Source organism: Halobacteriovorax sp. DPLXC-1, from assembly GCF_036903125.1.
Lineage (GTDB): Bacteria > Bdellovibrionota > Bacteriovoracia > Bacteriovoracales > Bacteriovoracaceae > Halobacteriovorax_A > Halobacteriovorax_A vibrionivorans.
Genome location: NZ_JAYMCO010000001.1, coordinates 270,688 through 286,748 on the forward strand (window position 1 = coordinate 270,688; position 16,061 = coordinate 286,748).

Genomic DNA, 16,061 nt, shown 5'->3' on the forward strand with positions numbered 1-16,061 from the left:
GAGGAGATTTTATGAAAAGATTATTAATTGCAATGATGATTATGGTTGCGGGATTTCAAGCAAATGCAGGTATCTATGTTGAGCCTTATTTAGCTTACAATTTAGTTGGTGATTATGATGGTGCTGATACTAATGGTTTAAACCTTGGTGGTCGCCTAGGTTATTCGCTTCCAATGCTTGTAAGTTTTGGATTAGATTATAATTTTGGTGAATATACTCATGACATTGCTGGAACGGATGTAGATGTTGATCACTCAAAACTTGGAGCTTTTGTTGCTGTTGACCTACCAATTCTAGCAAGAGCATATGCTTCTTACTATTTCAATGCAAAAGCGGAAGCTAATGGTGTTGAGAGTGAAGGTTCAGGATTTGGACTAGGTGTTGGACTTACTATGCTACCATTCGTTTCAATCAATTTTGAATATCGATCACTTAATTATGATGAATCAAATGGTGCAACTGTAGATGAAGATGCAGATGAGATTTTAGTTGGTGTATCAGTACCACTAGATCTTTAATTTTTATTTAAAATTATAGATATAAGAAGGCCCACTTTTAAGTGGGCTTTTTTTATGCTTCAAATTCTTTATTATTAAATATGTCCATTGTTCGTTTGTAGCCGGCCTCAAGCATTTTTGTCATCTTCTTAGGATTCAAGCTAAATACATCAGCAAAAAAGAGATTGAAATCCTCATGAGTTGGATAAATATCGATTAATTTAACATTTGGATCATAATTAAGCTTTCTTTCAATAATAGAAGTGATGTGACGTCTTTGATCATTACTGAATTTCTCATTAATCATATACTGGTTAACAGTATCAATAATATCCTGTGCTGCAATTCTTCGAGCACGAGAGTCGATAATCTTCTTTTGAATCATTAGGTATATTGCTTGTGTACAAATTGCTGGTAGTCCGTAATTTGCAAGTGAACCAATTTCATCTTGATAGTGATAAGGCGTATGTGTCCAACTTGAAATAATATAATCACACTTATTATCCACAGCAACATGTGTTGATAATGTTTCTCTAATTTCACCATCTATATAGAAGTCAGTCTTATTTGTTGTATTATTATGAATTGGATAAGGTGTATAAAATGGTGGCACACTCATTGAAGCAGTAGCAGCTTCAGCAATTGGAATATCAGTATAGTAGTGTGCAGTTGGATCATGACTTGGGTTTGGGTAGTTATACCTTGAGAAAATAACCTTTCTAGAGTGATCTAGTTGAGTGGCTATGATAAATAGATCGGCGTCGTAATCATCAAAATTATTAGATTTAATAATATTATCTACAATATAATCATGGAGTCCTTGAGTTGAAAATAATCCCGATATGGATATTATTGGGCTTAAGACTTTTTTTAACACTCCTGGAAAACCATCTAATGGATCATAGAGATTTGGATGGTGAGGTTTTAATTTTGGCCTTTTAATGGAGAGCATATCTCGATATGTAATTGGTTTTAGGCCATGTTTGTTCTTGTGTAGGAATGCTTCAATAATGTCCATTGGAGAATGGCCTGATGCTAAATAGAGGCTTATTAGTGCCCCAGCACTTGAACCAACATATGTTGAGATTTCAAAATCAGGATTTACGTCCGAATGATTGTGCTTAAATGTAAAACCTAGGTCATGAAGTGCCCAGCTAACACCTAGGTGCCATGCAGCAGCTTTAACAACTCCACCTGAAAGTACGAGTGCTGTCTTTTTTGAACGTAAGTTTTCCATGTCAATTCGATTCATAAATTAATTATACTCGATATAGGCATTTATGCATTGATAAATTTTGGCAAAGCACGTCAAGTTAGTTAAAATTAAGGAATGATTTGGATGGACATAAATGACTATTCATTGTTGAAGGGAATCTCAATATCAACAATTCGTCGCTATATAAAAAAAGAAAAATTAATTTGGAAGTTTGAAAACGGTAAATACCTGATTCAAATTAACGAGTGGGAATATAATGATTCATTTAATGAATCAAATGCAATCGTATATTTAAAACGATTACAAGAAGAACACGAAGAATTAAAAAAAGAATTAATCAAAACCAAACAAGAGATTAATGAGTATAAGATGCTTGTTGATCTTTATGAAGGCCGTCTGAATGAAAATAATCAAGTTACTTTTAACTAGTTTTATTATTCTAATCTCAATTGATGCTTTTGCTGCACCAAGTGCTCGTCGTTGTATGATCTTACCTGTAAGGGATACTGTTGGAGGAGCTATCGGGTATGAAGTTTTCTCAAAAATTGAGCGCTACCTAAAGTCTTCTCGTTGGTGTTATTACCAATATAATTCTGAAATTATTAATATCTTATCAAACTATAAACAGGATCTAGATAAGGCATTAGAAAATCCAAAAGTTTTACGTTTAGTTTCTGATAAAACAAATGCTGGCTCAATTATTAAAGTTAAAATTGAATCACTTCCTCAAGGTGTAACAGTTCACTTAAAAATTATAGGTGCAAATGGACAAGATATCTTATTTCGAGAAGAATTAGATTTAAATCAGGATGATCCTGATGTTATTGCTCAAACTGTAAATAATTGGTTAGACCAATATGAAAAGCAAATTCCTTATGATGCTAGAGTTCTTGGTGTACTAGGGCAGCAATTCTCAATTGATTTAGGTAAAGATGCAGGGATCTATGTTGATTATGAAGTAAAAATAGTACGTCCTATGAGACGTCGTCGTCATCCTCTTTTAAAAGAAGTTGTTGATTGGGATACGAAAACAATTGGTACTGGACGAATTATTCATGTAGGTGAGAGTCTCTCACAAGTTAAAGTTTTAAGATACGAAGACAAAAGTCTAGTACAAGTTGATGATTGGGTGATCATTAATAAGAATACTAAATCATCTGAAAAAAGAGAGATGCAGTATACACCAACTGAGGATGAGGAAGCTTATAGCTTTGGATTACTTGGTAATTTTGGAGCCTCTCTACTACTAGGTACTGGATCAAATAATAATTCGTCTGCTTCAGGCGGAACAAAGGCCATTAGTGGATTTGATTTTAAAATTGCAATTGAGGGTGAAATCTATGCTACTAGAAACTACTGGGTTGGGATTGATCTAGAAAAAGGCTTTGGAAGTTATTCTAAAGATTCAGGCACTCTTAGTCCTGAAGATAATTCAATGGATTCTTCAACATTCAGACTTCTTGCTGGTTATAAGTATTTACCAATGGGATTCTTCTTCGGCCCACAAATTGATATATATCTTGGTTACGGTTCATATTCACATGGCTATGATACACAAATTAGTAATGGCTTTACTGGAGTTAACTTCAGTGGTCTTCTCATTGGTGCCAAAGGTTCAATGCCAATTGTTAAAGATTTAAGAATTTATTTTCAATTCGATTTTATGTTCTCTCCTAGTTATGAAGAAGACGTTACGGTTTTTGGAAATGCAAGCGATACAAGTAATATCTATCTTGAAGCTGGTGGAGAATATAAGTATGGACCTGCAGTCACATTATTTGGTGGGATTGCCTACTTAGGAAACAAAGCCGAGTTTGCTAGTGATCAAAGAAAGGTTGATATCAAAAGTACATCACTTAAAGCCGGTGTAAAATTTAAATTTTAACAGGTAAATAATGAATAAGATTAAGTTGTTAGAAGATCAAATAAAGTATCATAAAGCTTTATATTATCGCGGTGAACCTGAAATAAGTGATATTGCTTACGATAAAATAGAAGATGAGCTTAGGGAAATTGACCCTGATAATCCGGTCCTAAATTTAGTAGGTTCTACTATATCGTCACTTGAAAAGGTAAAGCATGATAAGAAAATGCTCTCTCTTGGAAAAACATATAAGATCGATGAATTAATCAATTGGGCCAAGGACTACGAAGTATTAGGAATTTACAAAGTTGACGGTGTTTCATGTTCACTGATTTATGAAAATGGAAAACTTGTTATAGGTAAGACTAGGGGAGATGGTACATTTGGTGAAAATATCACTCAAAAAGTACAATGGATGAAAGGTGTCCCTAGTTCCATTCAAGATAAAGAGAGAATAGAAATTCGTGGTGAAATGTATTGCGACGAAGAGTCATTTTTTAAATTATCTGAAGCGATGATCTCACAAGGTCTTGAAAAACCTACTTCTCAACGAAATATTGTGGCAGGACTTGTTGGCCGTAAGGAAAATATAAACTTATGTTCTTTTATTAATTTTAAAGCATTTGATGTTTTAGGAATTGATTTTGATAAGGAAGAACAGAAATACCATCATTTACAAGAGCAAGGATTTGATATTCTCGAATATGAGATCATGAAATCAAAAAAAGATTTTGAAGCGTCGATAGAGGATGCAAAAGATTTTATGGCCAATGGTGATTATTTAATTGATGGGTTGGTATTTGTTTATAATGATATAAAGCTACATCATGAACTCGGTGAGACTGCCCATCATCCTCGTTATAAAATGGCCTTTAAGTTTCCTGGTGAAACAGTTCAAACGATACTTAAGTCGATTACTTGGCAGGTCTCTAGAAATGGTATTTTAACTCCTGTTGGAGAAGTTGAGCCTGTTAGTATCAGTGGTGCTGTCGTTTCACGTGTTACACTTCATAACTTTGGAATGGTAAAACAACACAATCTAAAAGCAGGTGATAAGATCGAAATTATCCGCAGTGGTGAAGTTATACCTAAATTTCTACAAACAATTAAGGAGTCAGAGAATGATTTCTCTGTACCAACACATTGTCCTAGCTGTGATGCTCCAGTTAAACAAGTTGATATACGAATCATTTGTGATAATCCTGCATGTCCAGCACAAGTCAAAGAAGTTATCTTAAACTTCATTCAAAAGATAGGTATTGATGATTTAAGTTCTAAGCGTCTCGAGGAAATGATTCGCCGTAAGCTAGTAACAAAGATTGAAGATCTTTATAATTTGAATATTGATAAATTAATTGAACTAGATAAAGTTAAAGAAAAATTGGCCACAAAACTTTTAACTAGTATTGAAAAGTCAAAGAAGGCTGATCTTATTACTTTTCTTTCTGCACTTGGCATTACTGGTGGAGCCTACAATAAATGTGAAAAAGTTGTTGAAGGTGGATTTGACTCAATCGAGAAGTTGCTAGCGATGACAGCGGAGCAATTACAAGGCCTAGAAGGATTTGCAGAGAAGTCAGCAACGACTTTTGTTAATTCATTACAAGAAAAAAAAGATCTTATAAAAAACTTACAAGAAATAGGTTTCACATTTGAAGTAATCGAAAATGATACTGGATCTAGCTTGGCTGGAATAAAAATATGTATTACTGGTTCTTTATCTCGAAAAAGAAGTGAGATTGAAAAAGATATAAAAGCAGCTGGTGGAACTCCTGTTAGTTCTGTAAGTAAGAATACAGATATTCTTCTTACAAATGAAACTGAAGCTAAGTCTTCTAAGTATAAGAAGGCATTAGAGTTGGGAATTACTATTAAGACTGAAGATGAAGTAATGGGAATGATTAATGGCCAAAAAGAGTAAGAAAGTTTTTGAATGTTCAAACTGTGGTTTCCAAACAGCTAAATGGATGGGGCGTTGTACAGATTGTGGTGAATGGAATAGTTTCACAGAGCAAACTTTCTCGCCAGTACAAGAAAGTATTAAAGTAAAGGCCGTTGGTGAGACTCAACCTAAGAAATTAAAAGAAATTGAAGTTGAAACATACAATCGCGTCTCAACTGGGATCGATGAATTTGATCGTGTTGTCGGTGGAGGACTTGTTCCAGGATCACTTATTTTAATTGGTGGTGAGCCAGGTATTGGTAAATCAACTCTTTTAACTGAAATGTTATCAAAACTATCAGGAAGACAAGAAAACGAAAGCTTCTTATATGTAAGTGGTGAAGAAAGTGAGGGGCAGGTTGCCGGTAGGGCCAAACGAATGGGCCTAAAGAACGATTCCTTCTATATATATAATGAAACAAATTGGCAGAATATTTTAAATCAAATTAAAAAGATAAAGCCACGTTTTATGGTTCTAGATTCAATTCAAACAACGACATCTAGTGAGTTGTCTTCGCCTCCAGGTACTGTTTCACAAATTCGTGAAGTAACTTATGAACTGATGAATCATGTGAAGGCTACTGGTATTACTTGTTTTGTTGTTGGTCACATAACAAAAGATGGTGCTATCGCTGGGCCTAAGATTTTAGAACATATGGTTGATACAGTTATCTATTTTGAAGGTGATCAATTTGGTCATTATCGTATGCTTCGTGCAATCAAGAATCGTTTTGGAAACACTAACGAAGTTGGTATTTTCGAAATGAAAGAAGATGGCCTTAATGAAGTAAAGAATCCTTCACAATTCTTCTTAGAAGATGATCTTGAAGGGAACTTCGGGAAGAGCTTAACGTGTATAAAAGAAGGGACAAGACCGCTCTTTGTAGAAGTACAAGCTTTAGTAGCAGAAAATAAATTCGGAAATGGAAGACGTACAACTCAGGGATTAGATAATAATCGTGTAGCTATGATGGTGGCCATTATCGAAAAATATGCTTCAATTCCTATGGGAATGAATGATATTTACGTTAATGTTGTAGGTAGTATGAAACTTACAACACGTGAATCCGATCTAAGTATTATTGCAGCTCTTTTAAGTTCATATAAATCTAAACCTATTCCAAAAGATACGATCTTTTTAGGCGAGGTGGGCCTAACTGGTGAAGTTCGAACAGTTCCTCATATGGAGATGCGTATTAAAGAAATGGAATCCTTAAATTATAAAACTTTAGTTGCATCACCAAAGATTGCACGAGAGTTTTCTAAGAAATCTAAATTAAAAATTATACCAGTTAGAAAAATTACAGATATCTTTAGCGTGTTAGGGGATTAACCCTAACCGCTAATTTAGAAATTGATTTCTATATATTTAGACCAAAGATTCTTCTTATAGTCGTAATATTGTCGATGATCATTTTTAGTTTCAAATAAAGACTCTTTCTTCCATTGTTTACTAACATCTTCTATGGTCATAAGGCCTGCTCCAATTGCAGCTGCTAGTGCAGCACCATAAGATGTCGTTTCAATTATTTGTGGTCGTGTTACATTAATTTGAGAAATATCTGCTTGAATTTGCATAAGGAGATTATTTGCAACAGCTCCACCATCTACTTTGAATTCTTCAAGATCACTACCCATGTCACTTTTCATTGCCTTAATTAGATCATTAATACTTAAGGCAATTCCTTCAAGTGCTACACGACATATATCATCAGTATTTGTTGCTCTAGTCATTCCAATTAGTGCAGCTTTTGCGTTTGGTTTCCAATACGGTGAACCAATCCCTGTAAAAAAAGGTAGAAGTAAAAGGTCTTTAATTTGATCAATATTTTTTACATTTAAGGCCTTATCTTCTGTTTGAGCGGCATTATCAATAATCTGTAAATTATCTCTTAACCATTGCACGCAGGCACCAGCAATATAACAAGATCCTTCTAAAGCATAGTGTGTCTTACCTTGATACTTATAAGCAACAGTAGTGAGTAATCCATGATCTGAATATTTCTTTTCTTCTCCAGTATTTACTAACATGAATGCGCCTGTACCATAAGTACATTTACCAGTTCCTTGTTTAAAACATGCTTGACCAAACAGGGCCGCTTGTTGATCTCCCAAAATTCCGTTTATAGGAATTCCATCAGGCAGAAAGCTTAATCCTTTAGTTATTCCAAAGTCACAGATCGATTCACATATTTCAGGTAATAGATTCTTATCTACCCCTAGTTTCTCACATAGTTCATCATCCCATGAACAATTATCAAGTTCCATTAGGAGTGTTCTTGATGCATTTGAAACATCAGTTTTAAAAGATGTTTGTCCAGTTAAACGATAAAGTAAGAATGTATCAATCGTTCCAAATCTTAGGTCGTTATTCTTATGGGCCTCTTTTACGTATTGGTTATTCTCAAGAAGCCAGTGCATTTTTGTACCAGAAAAATAAGGGTCTAGCGGTAGTCCAGATTTCTTTTTGAATAACTCTTCATCTGCTTTAAGCGATTCACAATATTGTGCCGTTCGACGGTCTTGCCAAACGATGGCCTTAGCAAGAGGTTCTCCTTTGCGATTAAATGCACATGTCGTCTCTCTCTGGTTTGTAATACCGATGGATTTAATCTTACTAGTATCGATATTATTCCTCTTTAATACTGTTTCGACAGTTAGACGTACACTCTTCCATATTTCATCGAGATCATGCTCTACCCACCCAGTATTTGGAAAATACTGTTTAAATTCTTGATTTTCTTTGTCAATGAATTCAAAAGTCTCAGCATTAATAACAGTTGCAGTCGTACCAGTTGTTCCCTGATCTAATGATAAAATATACATATTTACTCCAGTATAGAGAGAATTAATTTAAATATTATTGAGATAATCTTAACCCAGGATCATGCCCTGGGTAATTGCGCACAATGCTGTTTATTGCAATTTCCCACTGGCCAGCTAAGAATGAGTTGGAACCCTTTAAGATTGTTACAGATAATCCGACAAGTATAACAAGTAGGAATATGAACTCGATGAAAGTTTGGCCGGAATCATCTAAAAAATGTTTTCGACTCTTATTTTTGCCAATTTCTTTCATTTTAAGTTGCCTTTTTTGCATGATGCAATTATTTCTTACTTTGTGTATAATTGTATTTTAACTGGGGTCGGAAATTGAGTACAGAAAGAAAAAAATTTCCATTTAAACTAATCGCAATCGCTTGTTTTCTAGTATTGGGCTCATTATTTGTTACTGATGAGAGTTTTACTACTGCTAAAATTGCAGGCGTTGATACAAAAAAGATTCAACATTATGAGTCAATGCTCGTTAGGCCAGATTTAAAATCAATTAAAGGTAAAGAGTTTAAAAAAGAAGATCTTTCAAAAGGTGTTGTGATTTTAAACTTTTGGGCAAGTTGGTGTACACCTTGTCTTGAAGAATTTCCTAGTCTAGTTTCATTAAGATCTGGAATTGAAAATAAAGATCTTAAAATCATTGCAATTAACTCTGATGAAGGGCCAAAGCAAGATAAGAAAATCAATGAAGTTAGTAAAAAGTTCAATGTTAACTTTGATATCGTTAAAGATAAGAATGGAAAGTTAACTGATGCATTCATGGTTTCAGCAATTCCAGTCTCAATTGTATTCAAAGATGGAAGAGTGATGGAAGTCGCTAATGGATCAAAAGACTTTAACTCTGAAGAATTCAAAGAAAAAATTCAGGAATGGCTTAAATAGAATTTCTATTAACGGCCAAGTTTCTTCCCCAATTATATGTAATTTCAGAAATTGTCTTTGTCTTAAAGACGCTAAACCTTGGTTTTAACTTTTCTACTATTGCACCTTGATCATATTTACCAACTGCAGCTGCTGCATTTAATGTAATACCACTCCACATTTGAGTCATATTAATTCCATATAAAGGAGCAGCAATTGAAGCTAATAATAGTAAATTGTCACAATGACATGAACCAGGATTGTAATCTGAGGCAATAGAAAGTTTACATCCACCATCTGCTAGTGCCTTGGCATCTGCTTTTGGTTTTCCTAAGAAAATTCCTGTACCTGGTAATACTGTTGCTACAGTTTTTGATTCTGCTAACTTTTTAATTCCATCTTCAGTAGTGCATAGAAGATGGTCTGTACTGAGTGCTTCGAGTTCACATGCGAGTATTGCACCTTTGTTATCATTGAATTCATCAGCATGAGTTTTCATTGGAATATTAAATTTCTTCGCTGTTTGAGCTAATTTTTTAACATCATCAGCATTGAAGTAGCCTTTCTCATGAAATATATCAACGCAATCAATAATTCCATCATTACCAATTTCTTCGAGTAGTGGAATGACGATTTCATCCATATACTTTTCAGTATTGTTGTAGCTCTTAGGTAGTGCATGTGCAGGCATGAAGGTATTGATGATTTGAATTTCTGGAGCGAATTCTTCTTTAAGTTTAGCTATTAGTTTTGTCATTCGCTTTTCTCCTTCATAAGAAAGAGAGTAGCCTGATTTAACTTCAATCGTTCCAATACCGTATGATGCAATTCTGTTTACTCTTTCACGACATAGATTTAAAAGTTCTTCATCACTTGTTTCATTTGTTCCAACAGAAGTTGCAACAATTCCACCACCAGCTTCAGCAATGGCCTGGTAATCAGCACCATTTAATCTCATTTGGTATTCATCAGCTCTGTTACCACCAAAGATTAGGTGAGTATGTGAGTCTACAAGTTCAGGTGTAATGACATAACCACTTAAGTCTTTAGTAGACTTTGCTTTATCTTGATATTCTACAGGAATATTTGAACTTTCTCCGACCCAAATGATTTCATTGTCGTTAAAAACAATAGCGGCATTTTTGATGATTGAAGAATCTTCAGGCAGAAGATTGCGGCCATCTTTTTTAAATGCTTCTTTAAGTGTTAATAGTTCATTAATATTCTTGTAGATATACATTATTTTAATTTCCCGACGTGTTTTTCTACAGCTCTTAATAATTCGCCATTATCAACTAGAGCTTCAATATAGTTAATATCTTTGTAAAATACGCGATCTTCTTCAATTTTATCGACAGACTTTCTGATATGAGCAATTAACTCTTCAATTGCATCTGATGATCTTAATGGCCTATGGAATTCAATTGCTTGTGTATTACATAGTAGTTCAATGGCAAGACACTTTGTTGCATTTTCAATTACTTCATGAAGTTTTCGTCCTGATGTTACACCCATTGAAACATGATCTTCTTTATCAGTTGATGTTGGTACTGAGTCCACACTAGCAGGGTGACATAGGTATTTATTTTCAGAAGTTAGTGCAGCAGCAGTAACGTGTGCGATCATTAGACCGCTATTAAGACCTGATTCTGGTGTAAGGAACGCAGGTAGATCTGAGAATGTAGGATTCATCATTTTTTCGACACGTCTTTCACTAATATTACATAATTCAGCAACACCAATTGCAAGATAGTCCATAACCATAGCAATAGCTTCACCGTGGAAATTTCCGCCAGAGATAACTTCATCTTCACTAAGGAATATTAGAGGATTATCAGTAACAGCATTTAATTCAATACCAATTACTTCTTTGGCATGAGCAAGTGTTTGTCTTGAGGCTCCATGAACTTGAGGAACACAACGAAGAGAATATGGATCTTGAACCTTTCCACAGTCTACGTGTGAGTCAAGAATTTGGCTTCCAGCAATAATATTATTTACGTTAATTGCAGATGCAATTTGTCCCGGGTGAGGTTTTAGTCCATGAATTTTTGGATCATACGCTCTTAGTGTTCCACGTACTCCATCTAAAGTAGTTGCTGCACAAATATCGGCAACTTTAACTAGATTTTCTGTTTTCTTAATTGCCAGTGCACCAAGTGCGGCCATAACAGCTGTTCCGTTTATTAGAGCAAGTCCATCTTTTGGTCCAAGGACAACTGGTTCTCTTCCGATATCTCTAATGGCAAAATCTGAGCGAACCTCTTTACCGCCGTAAACAACTTCACCTTCACCAATTAAAGCAAGTGCAATATGTGAAAGGGGAGCAAGGTCACCGGAGGCTCCAACTGATCCTTTTTCAGGAACAACAGGGATAATATCATTGTTGATAAACTCAATTAATAACTCAACGGCTTCAATCGTTACACCTGAAAATCCAGAAGCGAGACAATTTGCTCTAAGTAGCATAATTGCTTTCGTGATTTCTTTCGTAAATGGTTTACCCACTCCAGTACAGTGTGAACGAATAAGGTTAACTTGAAGTTGTGATAGATCTTCTTTTTTGATGTGTTTATCGGATAAGGCACCAAAACCAGTATTGATCCCATATACTGGCTCACCTTTATCAACAATATTTTGAACGTAAGCTTTAGACTTAAGCATATTGTCTCGTGCAATATCACTTAGTTTTACTTTTACAGTGTTCTTTTTTGCGTATGATACTTCATAGATGTCATCGACACTTAAACTGTGTCCATCGATAATAATTTCTTTCATCTTTATATTCCTATCTTAAAGTCTCTATTTGTGTTTTATATTGATCTTTTTCTTTTCCGAAAATATATGAGCCTGCAACCATATTGTCGGCACCTTTGTTACGACATTTTGTACCGGTCTCTTTGTTGATGCCTCCATCAACTTGTATTTTAAAACTTAGGTTATTTTCTTTTCTCACCTTATTTAAATATTCAATTTTATCCAAGGCATTTGGCATGAAGCTTTGCCCTCCAAAACCAGGTTCAACTGACATTACTAATACAAGATCTAGTTTCTTTAAGAGTTCTAAATCTAGATCTTGTGCCTTGGTCTTTGGTTTGATGGAAAGACCAATGCTATTATAGTGACTACGATATTTTGAAATGAGCTCCATATGGTCTGTCTCAATTTCAAAGTGATAAGTGATATTTTCTATCCCTACATCCTTTAGCTCTTCCATATGAAATTCTGGATTAGTTACCATTAGGTGAACATCAAGAGGTAGTTTTGTTTTCTTTTTTAATTGTTTAATAATGGGAATACCAAATGTTAAGTTTGGTACAAAGTGACCATCCATAACATCAAGATGAAGCCATAGATCGTTTACATATTCAATTACAGAGATATCGGAAATTAGATTTGTGAAGTCAGCGGCTAAAATACTTGGTGATATTATGGTCTTCATCTAATCTCCTCTATGAAATTTCAAATGTATCGTATTTATTAGTAAGCCCGTTTACTGCATCAGTATCTCGGCAGGCTTTCTTTCCTTCCAGTTGAATCATATCTAGACGTATAGTTTTATCTTTCGATCCTACTAAGATTTTATTGTCACTTATTTTAATCTCACCTGCATTCAATTTGTTTCCTGTGTAAGGACTAATTTCTAAAACTTTTAGTCTTTTACCATTTAGAAAGCAGAATGTTCCAGGCCAAGGTTTTAGTGCACGTACTTGATTATGAATTTCATTATATGTTTTTTCAGAAAACTTGATATGGCCGTCTTCTTTTTTCAATGTTGGTGCAAAAGTAACATCTTCTTCATTTTGCTTATAAGAAGAGATGTCATCGCTAATCATATCTTGAATGAAATCATTTAGAGTAAGTGAGGCAGCAAACTTTAGACGTGTATATAGTTGTCCACCTGTTTCTTCAAATGAGATTGGAAGTTTTGATTCTTTTACGATATCTCCGGCATCCATCTTCTTGACCATTTTTTGAATTGATACACCAGTTTCATTATCACCATTTAAAAGTGCATACTGTATTGGTGCAGCACCTCTATACTTTGGTAATAGAGAAGTGTGGATATTGAAGCATCCAATAGTTGGCATATTTAAAACTTTTGACCCAAGAAATTGTGCAAATGCTAGAACTAAAAAGAAATCAGCATTGAGTTCCTCTAGTTTAGCAAGTAGCTCTTCATCTTTATTGATATTCTCTGTTTGATAGAAGTTAATTCTATTGTTTTTGCAGTATTCGATCACTGGTGGAGATTGCAGTTTTTGTCCACGGCCAGCTTTTCTATCCGGCATACTTACAACTAATTGCAGGTCAATCTGTGGGTGATTTGCAAGTAGTTCAAGGCTTGGACATGAAAAATCAGGAGTTCCAAAAAATACTGCTTTAAGTTTTTTCACTATCTGCCCTTTACTCGCTTCATATATCTTTTTGTTAGGAAGTTTCTTTTTAGAGTTGATAATCTCTCTAAAAATACAATTCCATCAAGATGATCATTCTCGTGTTGTATGCAGACTGATAATAGTCCATCTGCTTCAAGAATTTGCTCATTTCCATCTAAGTCTTGATATGTAACTTTAATTGCTTCAGCTCTTTTCACTTCTTCATATATTCCAGGTACAGATAGACAACCTTCTTCATAAACTATGTCACCAGCAGTCTTTTCAATTTTAGGATTGATGAAAATTCTAGGATTAAAGTTTGAGATGTCGTAATCACGTGTACCATCTGCACGAGTTACTTCTTTTCTTTCAAAATCGATGTCCATTACAAAGATGCGATCAGAAACACCAATTTGTGGTGCCGCAAGGCCAATACCTGGTGCGTGATACATAGTATAGAGCATGTCTTTGGCCAATTTCTTAAGAGAGTCGTTGAATTCTGTGACAGGCTCTGCAACTTTTTTAAGAATTGGTGCTGGATAAGTAAATATTTCTAGTTTTTCACCTTCTAGGGTGTAGTCTTTTAAAAATTCTTCTGTAGTATTCATGGCCCACTTATATCACGTGTGCACCGCGCAAGTCCAGTCAGGAAACTTAGGTTAAGCGCCTGTTTTTATAGAAAATAATGGCAATGAAGAGGATGAATAGTGCTGGGACCGTAAAAGTTGCTAAAAATGGGTTAATTTTTAGGTTTCGTCCTAGTTCTAAAAAGTAAGTTTGTACTAACCAGTAGAGTATTGTGAAGACAAAAATAAATGCAGCACTGCGACCAAATGAACTATTTCTTCTATTTGGATTAAAGATACTAGTGGCCGCAATAAGAGCAAAGATAATACAAATAAGCCCTTCTGAAATATGCATGTAGAACATAACGAGATATTCATTAACATTGATACCATTGCTATTTAGTTGTGAGATATATTCATAAAGTCGCAAAAAGGTTAGTGTCGAGATATCTGCTTCAATCTTATTGAATTCCTCTAGGCTCTCGTCAAGATTGATGGGTAATTCATGGGCATCAATTTTAGGAAATGAAGGAGTTTCAAGATCATCGTAACTCATCCCTTCATTTGGCCACCAACGCTGTGTTGTTGTGTCATAGCTTAACATCTTAAATGTATCGATCTTTGTAAGCTGCTTATTATCATTGTAATGATAAATAGTTACATCATTAAGTGTATTGGTCTTACGATCGAAATTTGCAAATGAGAAAAAGTACTTTGGTGATTTATACCAAATCTTTCCTGATTTAATTGTGGAAGATGAAAGTCCCTTCTTTTGAAAAACTCTAAACTTCTCATCAGGATTTTCAAGTATATTTGCTCTTCTGGAATTTATATAAGGGCTTATATAACCACTTAAGATAAATTGAAATAATGCAACATAGATAGAGGTTGTAAGTATATCTTTAAGATAATTTTGACGAGAGTATCCTCCCGCAAAAATGGCCACAAGCTCGTTTCTACTTTTTAACTTATTAATAGAAAAAAGACTCGCAATCAAACAAGAGATTGGAATTACTTTAATTAAGAAGCTTGGTAGTTGAATTATATATCCAAGTAGTACCTCTTGAGCTGTTACTGTTTCACGTAAAAATCCTGTAATAAGGTTTCCAAGTGAAATTAACAGCAGCAGTGATAGTGCTGAAGAGGCAAAGAATTTTAGCCACTCTCTTGTGATTAAGGTTCTAACTACATTCATTTTACTACTTTATAGATTAAATAAATTATTGGCCTTAAAAGTATCTTATTAAATACAAAATCTAAAGACCTATTACGTTCAAAAGAATTCACGATATATGGTGAGTAATCGTAATAACGATTAATAAAAATAATACCCGCACTATACTTTGCTAGCTTAACTTTAAAGGCCCTTAGTGTGTTTAATAAGTCTTCATTTTCTGGATAAGCATGTGTTGCTAAGTAACAATTCTTTGATCTAACATTGATTTTTTCATAAGCCTGTTGAAAGGCTTTTTTATTATGTGCCTGTCCAGACCTTAAGAACTTTTTTATTAATTGTGCATTAGCATGTTGATATTTATACCCAATAGAAAACTTAATAAATTGTTGTAAGCATCTAACCGATTCTTGTCTTAACCTAGGACTTTTATCATATGATTTTGCAAGGTTCCAGTAAGCCTGGCTTACAAGTAGCAATTCTGCAACATCTCTTTCTGGATCAAACATCTTTGGTGTTAGATGCTTTTCGTCTGTTCTATTGTATGCGGCCAATATACCCAGGTAGTGTTTAAACTTTTCAACACTTTTTGGGAGGTCATTCTTAGCAACAAAATCGAGTGCTTGTTTAAGAGTTTTTAATCTTTCGGCATATGCATTCTTGACGCCTTCATTTAACTCTTCAACTTCACCGTCATCTTTCTTTTTATTGCTCATGATTAATACCG

The 16,061-nt window shown here is 34.5% G+C and carries 15 protein-coding genes; 6 read left to right on the top strand and 9 right to left on the bottom strand.

Annotated features, from left to right (window positions below; translation table 11 throughout):
• Nucleotides 1-11 precede the first annotated feature (11 nt).
• A complete protein-coding gene (locus tag VCM44_RS01345; protein WP_334677837.1) occupies nt 12-518 on the top strand; it encodes a hypothetical protein in 507 nt (168 codons plus the stop codon).
• Nucleotides 519-570: 52 nt separating this feature from the next.
• On the opposite strand, the gene VCM44_RS01350 is transcribed toward VCM44_RS01345, so the two are convergent.
• A complete protein-coding gene (locus VCM44_RS01350) occupies nt 571-1,749 on the bottom strand; it encodes a patatin-like phospholipase family protein (protein WP_334677838.1) in 1,179 nt (392 codons plus the stop codon).
• Nucleotides 1,750-1,827: 78 nt separating this feature from the next.
• Here VCM44_RS01350 and VCM44_RS01355 point away from each other — a divergent pair, with 78 nt between their 5' ends.
• From VCM44_RS01355 to radA, 4 genes are read left to right on the top strand one after another with little or no spacing between them, the layout of a single operon-like run.
• Nucleotides 1,828-2,142, top strand: coding sequence for a hypothetical protein (locus VCM44_RS01355; protein WP_133296882.1), 315 nt, complete (start codon nt 1,828-1,830; stop codon nt 2,140-2,142).
• Nucleotides 2,114-3,598: an outer membrane protein gene (locus VCM44_RS01360; RefSeq protein ID WP_114705977.1), complete on the top strand. Its 1,485-nt coding sequence runs from the start codon at nt 2,114-2,116 to the stop codon at nt 3,596-3,598. The genes VCM44_RS01355 and VCM44_RS01360 overlap by 29 nt, the downstream gene beginning before the upstream one ends.
• A 10-nt stretch (nt 3,599-3,608) precedes the next feature.
• Nucleotides 3,609-5,498: an NAD-dependent DNA ligase LigA gene (gene ligA / locus VCM44_RS01365; protein WP_114705976.1), complete on the top strand. Its 1,890-nt coding sequence runs from the start codon at nt 3,609-3,611 to the stop codon at nt 5,496-5,498.
• Nucleotides 5,482-6,852, top strand: coding sequence for a DNA repair protein RadA (radA, locus tag VCM44_RS01370; RefSeq protein ID WP_334677839.1), 1,371 nt, complete (start codon nt 5,482-5,484; stop codon nt 6,850-6,852). Before ligA ends, radA begins: the two co-directional genes overlap by 17 nt.
• A 14-nt stretch (nt 6,853-6,866) precedes the next feature.
• Here radA and glpK read toward each other — a convergent pair whose 3' ends face one another.
• A complete protein-coding gene (gene glpK, locus VCM44_RS01375) occupies nt 6,867-8,345 on the bottom strand; it encodes a glycerol kinase GlpK (RefSeq protein ID WP_334677840.1) in 1,479 nt (492 codons plus the stop codon).
• 327 nt (nt 8,346-8,672) lie between these two features.
• Here glpK and VCM44_RS01380 point away from each other — a divergent pair, with 327 nt between their 5' ends.
• Nucleotides 8,673-9,236, top strand: a complete 564-nt coding sequence (locus tag VCM44_RS01380) for a TlpA family protein disulfide reductase (RefSeq protein WP_114705972.1) — start codon at nt 8,673-8,675, stop codon at nt 9,234-9,236.
• Here VCM44_RS01380 and hutI read toward each other — a convergent pair.
• The 7 genes from hutI to VCM44_RS01415 are packed head-to-tail and all read right to left on the bottom strand — an operon-like array spanning nt 9,229 to nt 16,050.
• The gene (gene hutI / locus VCM44_RS01385; protein ID WP_114705971.1) at nt 9,229-10,455 is read right to left on the bottom strand and encodes an imidazolonepropionase; all 1,227 of its coding nucleotides are present in this window, start codon (nt 10,453-10,455) and stop codon (nt 9,229-9,231) included. The two genes, VCM44_RS01380 and hutI, sit on opposite strands and share 8 nt — an antisense overlap.
• On the bottom strand, nt 10,455-11,993 hold the full coding sequence (gene hutH / locus VCM44_RS01390) for a histidine ammonia-lyase (RefSeq protein ID WP_334677841.1): 1,539 nt from the start codon (nt 11,991-11,993) through the stop codon (nt 10,455-10,457). The genes hutI and hutH overlap by 1 nt, the downstream gene beginning before the upstream one ends.
• Nucleotides 11,994-12,003: 10 nt before the next feature.
• Entirely contained in the window at nt 12,004-12,657 is a 654-nt protein-coding gene (gene rpe / locus VCM44_RS01395) for a ribulose-phosphate 3-epimerase (protein WP_334677842.1), read from the bottom strand.
• A gap of 10 nt (nt 12,658-12,667) precedes the next feature.
• Nucleotides 12,668-13,612 (bottom strand): methionyl-tRNA formyltransferase, encoded by a 945-nt coding sequence (gene fmt, locus VCM44_RS01400; RefSeq protein ID WP_158536783.1) that lies wholly within the window; start codon nt 13,610-13,612, stop codon nt 12,668-12,670.
• Entirely contained in the window at nt 13,612-14,202 is a 591-nt protein-coding gene (def, locus tag VCM44_RS01405) for a peptide deformylase (protein ID WP_114705967.1), read from the bottom strand. The genes fmt and def overlap by 1 nt, the downstream gene beginning before the upstream one ends.
• A gap of 46 nt (nt 14,203-14,248) precedes the next feature.
• A complete protein-coding gene (locus tag VCM44_RS01410; protein ID WP_334677843.1) occupies nt 14,249-15,355 on the bottom strand; it encodes an LptF/LptG family permease in 1,107 nt (368 codons plus the stop codon).
• A complete protein-coding gene (locus VCM44_RS01415) occupies nt 15,352-16,050 on the bottom strand; it encodes a hypothetical protein (RefSeq protein ID WP_334677844.1) in 699 nt (232 codons plus the stop codon). The genes VCM44_RS01410 and VCM44_RS01415 overlap by 4 nt, the downstream gene beginning before the upstream one ends.
• Nucleotides 16,051-16,061 lie beyond the last annotated feature (11 nt).